A 5,111-nucleotide genomic window follows, 5' to 3' on the forward strand; every position below is an offset into this window, starting at 1 on the left:
GGAGCATGACGATCGAGTCCTTGCCCCCGGAGAAGAGCAGACACGGACGTTCGAACTCGGCGGCCACCTCTCGCATGATGTGGATGGCCTCGGCTTCGAGCACGTCAAGCTGCGACGTCGTGTAGTCATGCGGTGGCATCAGTAGGCTGCCACCACGTCGAGCAGCATGAACGGCCGTTCGCGCCGCGGGTCACGGTACGGCCGCAGCGGCGCGGTGTCCGCCTTGTGGGCACTGCCCCGCTCCCACGTCTCGAACGCCTGCCTGCTCTCCCACTCGCTGACCACCACGAAGTCGGCCGTGTCGTGCGCGGGGCGCCACAGCTCGCTGCCCAGCAGGCCGGGCGTGCCCCGCAACGTGCCGCTGATCGCGTGGAAGGCGTCGATGAGCTGCTGCTCCTCGCCCTCCGAGGCGCGGTACCAGAGCAGCACCCGCACTTTCGACGGGCTCATCCGACCTCCTCGCCGGACTTGAGCAGGTGACCCACCACGTGCATGGTCGAGATCGTGGCCGACTCGCGATAGGGATGGAGCAGCGCGCGGTGCTCGCCATGCTCCCAGCTCTCTTCGAACTCCCGAAACCGCTGCTCGTCCACCCAGTCGCTGCTGATGTAGTAGACGCCTTCCTCGCTCGTGCTGCGCATCAGCCAGTGACCGAGGTTGGCGGGATGATCCGTGACGGCGGCTCCCACCGACCGCCAGACCTTCTCGAACTCCTCCTCCATGCCGCTGTGGATGTGCATCTTGAGCATCACGCGGAAGCCGGGGCTGGTCATGTCAGGTACCTCCGTCGACGTTGATGGTCTCGCCGGTGATGTAGCTCGCCAGGTCGCTGGCCAGGAACGCGACCACGCCGGCGATCTCCTCGGGCCGGCCCAGGCGGCCAAGGCTGATGATCCGCTGGTACTGGGCGGTGCGCTCGGAAGGAAGATCGGTCGTGTCGATGATCCCGGGCGCCACCACGTTGACCCGGATGCCCTGCGGGCCCAGCTCCTTGCAGAGGGTTCGGGCGAAGCCGACCAGCGCTGCCTTGGAAGCCGTGTAGTGGGCCCGCAGGGGCAGCCCGACCATGGCCACCTTCGAGCCGATGTAGATCAGGGACGACCCGGGCCGCAGCAGCGGCAGCGCCTGCTGCGTGACGGTGAACGCCCCGGTCAGGTTGGTGTCGATGATCCGCCGCCACTCGTCCAGTTCGAGATCGGGGAAGGGGATGTGGGAGATCGCCCCGGCGTTGCTCACCACGACGTCGAGGTGGCCGAAGGCGGATCCGCACTCCTCGATCAGCCTGGTGACCTCGGCGGGGTCCGCCACGTCGGCCTTGATGAGGCGGTGGTCGCCGCCGGTCGTCTTGAGCTCGCGCGCGAGGCTCTCCACCGCGTCCGATTCGGTGCGATAACAGGCGCACACGTCGGCGCCGGCCCTGGCCAGCCCGAGCGTCACCGCTCTGCCGATTCCTCGGGTGCCGCCCGTCACGAGAGCGGTCTTGCCGTCCAGTCGGATGTCCATGTTCCCTGCCTATCAACGCTGTCTACCACCCGTGGAACGTCGCCTCCCCCGTGCAGGGGAGGCCGCGATCGGTACGTCAGCGGGAAGACGGCCGTCGGGGGGCCGGGTCAGGCTGGCGCTGAATCAGATCGACCATGGAGGATCACCATGCAGCGACTGGCCATCATGTTCAGGATCAAGCCAGGCACCGAGGACAAGGTCCGCGACCTGCTCGCCAACTACGCGCCCCCGGTGCGGGTGACGGCCGACGGCACCAGGATGCTCAGCACGTCCGTCTTCATGAAGGACGGCATCGTGGTCCGGATGATCGAGATCGAGGGCGATGTGCCCTCGCTCATGGCGCACATCGCACAGGACCCCAGCATCCAGTACGTGGAGAGCGAGCTGGACAAGTACGTGGTGGACGAGGACCGGCGCAGCGCGAACACCCCCGAGGGCGCCCGCGAGTTCTTCCTGCGCATGGGCATGGAGCACATCACCACCCGGTTGGCCCCGCTCGAGGACGTGGAGGCATGAGCGAGGGTGGGACGTTCCTGATCACCGGCGCAACCGGGCCGGTGGCCGAGGCCACGATCGCGCTGCTGGCCAAGCGGGGCGACGCGCTGCTGCTCACCGGCCGGAACGAGGCGCGCCTGGCCGAGCTGGAGCGCACGTACGGAACGCCGGGCCGGATCGAGACGTTCGCCACGGATGTGACGACCGAGGAGGGCGCGACCGCAGCGGCCGAGGCCGCGCTGTCCCGGCTGGGCCGCCTCGACGGGCTGATCCACATGGTGGGGAGCTTCCACGCCGGACCCGTCTTCCTCACCCGGGTCGCGGACTACGACCGGCTGATGCGGGCCAACTTCCTGTCCGCCGTCCATGCGACGCAGGCCGTCCTCCCTCATCTCGGCAACGGTGGCCGGCTGGTGTTCTTCGGTTCGCCGCTGGCGAGCGAGCCGCTGGCCGCGCTGGGCGGGTACGCGGCCGCCAAGGCGGCGCTGCTCGCCTGGATGCGGGCACTCTCGCACGAGGTGAAGCACCGGGGCATCCACGCCAACGCGGTGATCATGACGATGGCCGACACGCCGCAGGCCAGGCAGGAGCGGCCGCACGTGGATTTCGACCAGGCGATCACGCCGGAGTTGGTCGCGCGTGCGGTGGCGTTCCTGACCGGGGAGGGCGCCGACGGCCTGTACGGCGGCCTGGTCCCGGTCATGGGAAGGTTCGGATTCAGCAGCGCGCTGGCCGGCCCGCCACCGAAGGCGGGCTGATCACATGCTCATCGACGTGCACGGCCACCTGGCGCCGCCTGGCGAACGGGCGGGCGGGCCGCCGGGACTGCACGACCCGGAGGCGATGATCGAGGCCAAGCTGGCCCTCGGCGTCGAGATGACGATCATCGGCAGCCCGGTGGGAGCCGGCTCCATGCTGCCGGGCACGGGGGCCGCGAACTACCAGCAGGACGCCGCCACCGTACGGGCGCACAACGAGGCACTGGCCGAGCTCGCCCGGCGGCACCCCGCCCACCTGCGCTGCTACGCCTACCTCGACCCCTTCGCGGGCGAGGCGATGCTGGGCCAGGCGGCCGAGCTGCTGGCTGAGCCCGAGTTCGTCGGGCTCATCGTCAACACCAGCGTCGAGGGCCGGTTCCTCAGCTCGCCGCGGGCGGATGACTTCTTCGCTTTCGCCGCCGAGGCCGGCGTGCCGGTGCTCCTGCATCCCCCGGCCGAGCCGGTGGGCACGGACGCGGTCCTGGACCTGGGACCCGGTGTGGTCGAGCACCTGGCCCGGCTGAACGACGTCACCATGGGGGTCGCGGCCCTCGTGTGCGCGGGCCGGCTCGAACGCCATCCCGGACTCCAGCTCATCGCGCCCGGCGGCGGCGGCGCGCTGGGCATGCTGGCGGAGAAGCTCGACCTGGCCATGGCGCCGCGGCCCGGCCGCGAGGAGCAGGCGCCCCGATGGTTGCCCAGCCGGTCGCTGCGCAGGGTCCTAGTGGACACCTCGTGTCCCAACCGCGCACAGTTGCGGGCCAACCTCGACTTCTTCGGGGCGGATCAGGTGCTGTTCGGGACGGATGCGCCGCCGCTGATGGGCGAGTTGGAGCGGATGGTGGGGCTCGTCTCCGACCTGGAGGCCGGCGCCCTGGCGGCGAACGCCGAGCGCGTGTTCGGGCTGGGGGTGCGGGCATGAGCGGGCCGGTGCGGGCCGTGCTGACCATGGCGGTGCCGCCGGCCCGGGCGGAGGAGTTCGAACTCGCCTGGCAACAGGTCGCCTCCTGGGCCCGGGAGCAGCCCGGCTGCTTGCGGCAGTCCCTCTGCGCAGCCGACGGCGCCTTCGTCATCACGTCCGACTGGTCCGACGAGGAGTCCTTCCGCCGCTTCGAGCGCAGCCCCGAGCAGGACGAGCTGACGGCCGGCCTGCGGAGGCTGCGTACCTCGGCCCGGATGGAGGTGCAGCGCATCCTGCATCATCACTGATTCCCGGCCGAGCGTGCCCCATGGATATGCCGCCTCCGCGAAGGCGGCATTTACCATGCCCGAAAACCCTGGTTTAGTAAGGAGTTTTATAACCCAGTGTTAGGTGATTTACTTCTTGTTTTAGGCCATAAATGCTCATAATGTTGGGCTTGCGTGATCACGGGGGCTTTGCCGTATGTGATCGTTTTGTCACGGTTATCAAGAATTAGCGCGCCGGCCTCTTCGGGGAAGGACGGGGGTGACTACGCTGACGTGTCTGCAGAAAGTCGTAGTCGTACCCGGGCCCAATATTGCCGAGTTCCTGCTCGGTATCGTAATCGGGCTGTTGATCGCCGCGGGGATCTGGCTGACCAGGCGGCGCGCCGTGAGCCGGCGTCCCGCCTCCGCCGACACGCTCGAAGAACGGCGGCGCATCGCCAGGGAGTTGCACGACGGGCTGGGACACGGGCTGCTCGTCATCGCCATGCACGCCCGGCGCCTGCCCGCGCTCGCACCGCAGACCAGGCCGATCGCCGAGGCCATCGACGAGACGGTGAGCGACATTCTCGGCCAGGTCCGCACGGCCATCGGCGTGCTGCGCGGCAGCAAGCAGCGGCCCGTGCCCGACCGGCCCGCGCCGCTGTCGGCGCAGGTCGCCGCCCTGATCTCCAACCTGCCGAGCGACGCCGCCGCCGTGCGGTTCGCGGTCAGAGGTGTGGAGCACCAGGTGGACGGGCGTATCAGGGACGTGGTGCTCAGGCTCGTCCAGGAGGGCCTGACGAACGCCTTCAAGCACGGCAGAGGCCTGCCCGTGCGCGTCGATCTCGGTTTCGGGGGTGACGAGCTGGAGGTGAGCGTGGTCAGCGGCGCGGGCGAGCTGGCCGAGCACGTGCATCAGCTGGCCGGTTACGGCCTGCTCGGTATGAGAGAAGGAGTGGTCGCGGCAGGTGGTGGGTTCGAATGTGGTCCATTGACCGATGGGGGCTTTCTGATCAGGGCCTGGTTACCTACCGAGGAGAGGGTGCATGAGCGTGCGTCTGGTGATCGTTGACGATCAGCCGTTGGTTCGCAGGGGGCTGCGGGCGACGTTCGATGATGTGGCTGATGTGGTGGTGGTGGGTGAGGCGGCCAATGGGGTGGAGGCACTGGAGGGTTTACGTGGGGGGC

General features: G+C 69.0%; 8 protein-coding genes and 1 pseudogene. 5 read left to right on the forward strand and 4 right to left on the reverse strand.

Annotated features, from left to right (window positions below):
- The 4 genes and pseudogenes from ETD86_RS52385 to ETD86_RS52400 all read right to left on the reverse strand — a co-directional run.
- Positions 1 to 139, reverse strand: a pseudogene (locus ETD86_RS52385) (sulfate adenylyltransferase subunit CysD); the annotation flags it as partial.
- Entirely contained in the window at positions 139 to 450 is a 312-nt protein-coding gene (locus tag ETD86_RS52390) for an antibiotic biosynthesis monooxygenase family protein (protein WP_138674073.1), read from the reverse strand. The gene ETD86_RS52390 and the pseudogene ETD86_RS52385, both read right to left, overlap by 1 nt.
- Positions 447 to 773: an antibiotic biosynthesis monooxygenase family protein gene (locus tag ETD86_RS52395; RefSeq protein ID WP_138674074.1), complete on the reverse strand. Its 327-nt coding sequence runs from the start codon at positions 771 to 773 to the stop codon at positions 447 to 449. The genes ETD86_RS52390 and ETD86_RS52395 overlap by 4 nt, the downstream gene beginning before the upstream one ends.
- A gap of 1 nt (position 774) precedes the next feature.
- Positions 775 to 1,503 (reverse strand): SDR family NAD(P)-dependent oxidoreductase, encoded by a 729-nt coding sequence (locus ETD86_RS52400; protein WP_138674075.1) that lies wholly within the window; start codon positions 1,501 to 1,503, stop codon positions 775 to 777.
- A 147-nt stretch (positions 1,504 to 1,650) separates the two neighbouring features.
- Between ETD86_RS52400 and ETD86_RS52405 the strand changes: the two genes are divergently transcribed.
- The 5 genes from ETD86_RS52405 (at position 1,651) to ETD86_RS52425 (ending at position 4,995) form a co-directional block, all read left to right on the forward strand.
- Entirely contained in the window at positions 1,651 to 2,019 is a 369-nt protein-coding gene (locus ETD86_RS52405) for a SchA/CurD-like domain-containing protein (protein WP_138674076.1), read from the forward strand.
- Positions 2,016 to 2,756, forward strand: coding sequence for an SDR family oxidoreductase (locus tag ETD86_RS52410; RefSeq protein WP_138674077.1), 741 nt, complete (start codon positions 2,016 to 2,018; stop codon positions 2,754 to 2,756). Before ETD86_RS52405 ends, ETD86_RS52410 begins: the two co-directional genes overlap by 4 nt.
- A gap of 4 nt (positions 2,757 to 2,760) precedes the next feature.
- Complete coding sequence (locus tag ETD86_RS52415) at positions 2,761 to 3,678, forward strand: amidohydrolase family protein (RefSeq protein WP_138674078.1); 918 nt, start codon at positions 2,761 to 2,763, stop codon at positions 3,676 to 3,678.
- Positions 3,675 to 3,965 (forward strand): antibiotic biosynthesis monooxygenase family protein, encoded by a 291-nt coding sequence (locus ETD86_RS52420; protein ID WP_138674079.1) that lies wholly within the window; start codon positions 3,675 to 3,677, stop codon positions 3,963 to 3,965. The genes ETD86_RS52415 and ETD86_RS52420 overlap by 4 nt, the downstream gene beginning before the upstream one ends.
- 325 nt (positions 3,966 to 4,290) lie before the next feature.
- Positions 4,291 to 4,995: a sensor histidine kinase gene (locus tag ETD86_RS52425; protein WP_170223777.1), complete on the forward strand. Its 705-nt coding sequence runs from the start codon at positions 4,291 to 4,293 to the stop codon at positions 4,993 to 4,995.
- Positions 4,996 to 5,111: the final 116 nt, after the last annotated feature.

It is taken from the genome of Nonomuraea turkmeniaca (assembly GCF_005889735.1).
GTDB lineage: Bacteria > Actinomycetota > Actinomycetes > Streptosporangiales > Streptosporangiaceae > Nonomuraea > Nonomuraea turkmeniaca.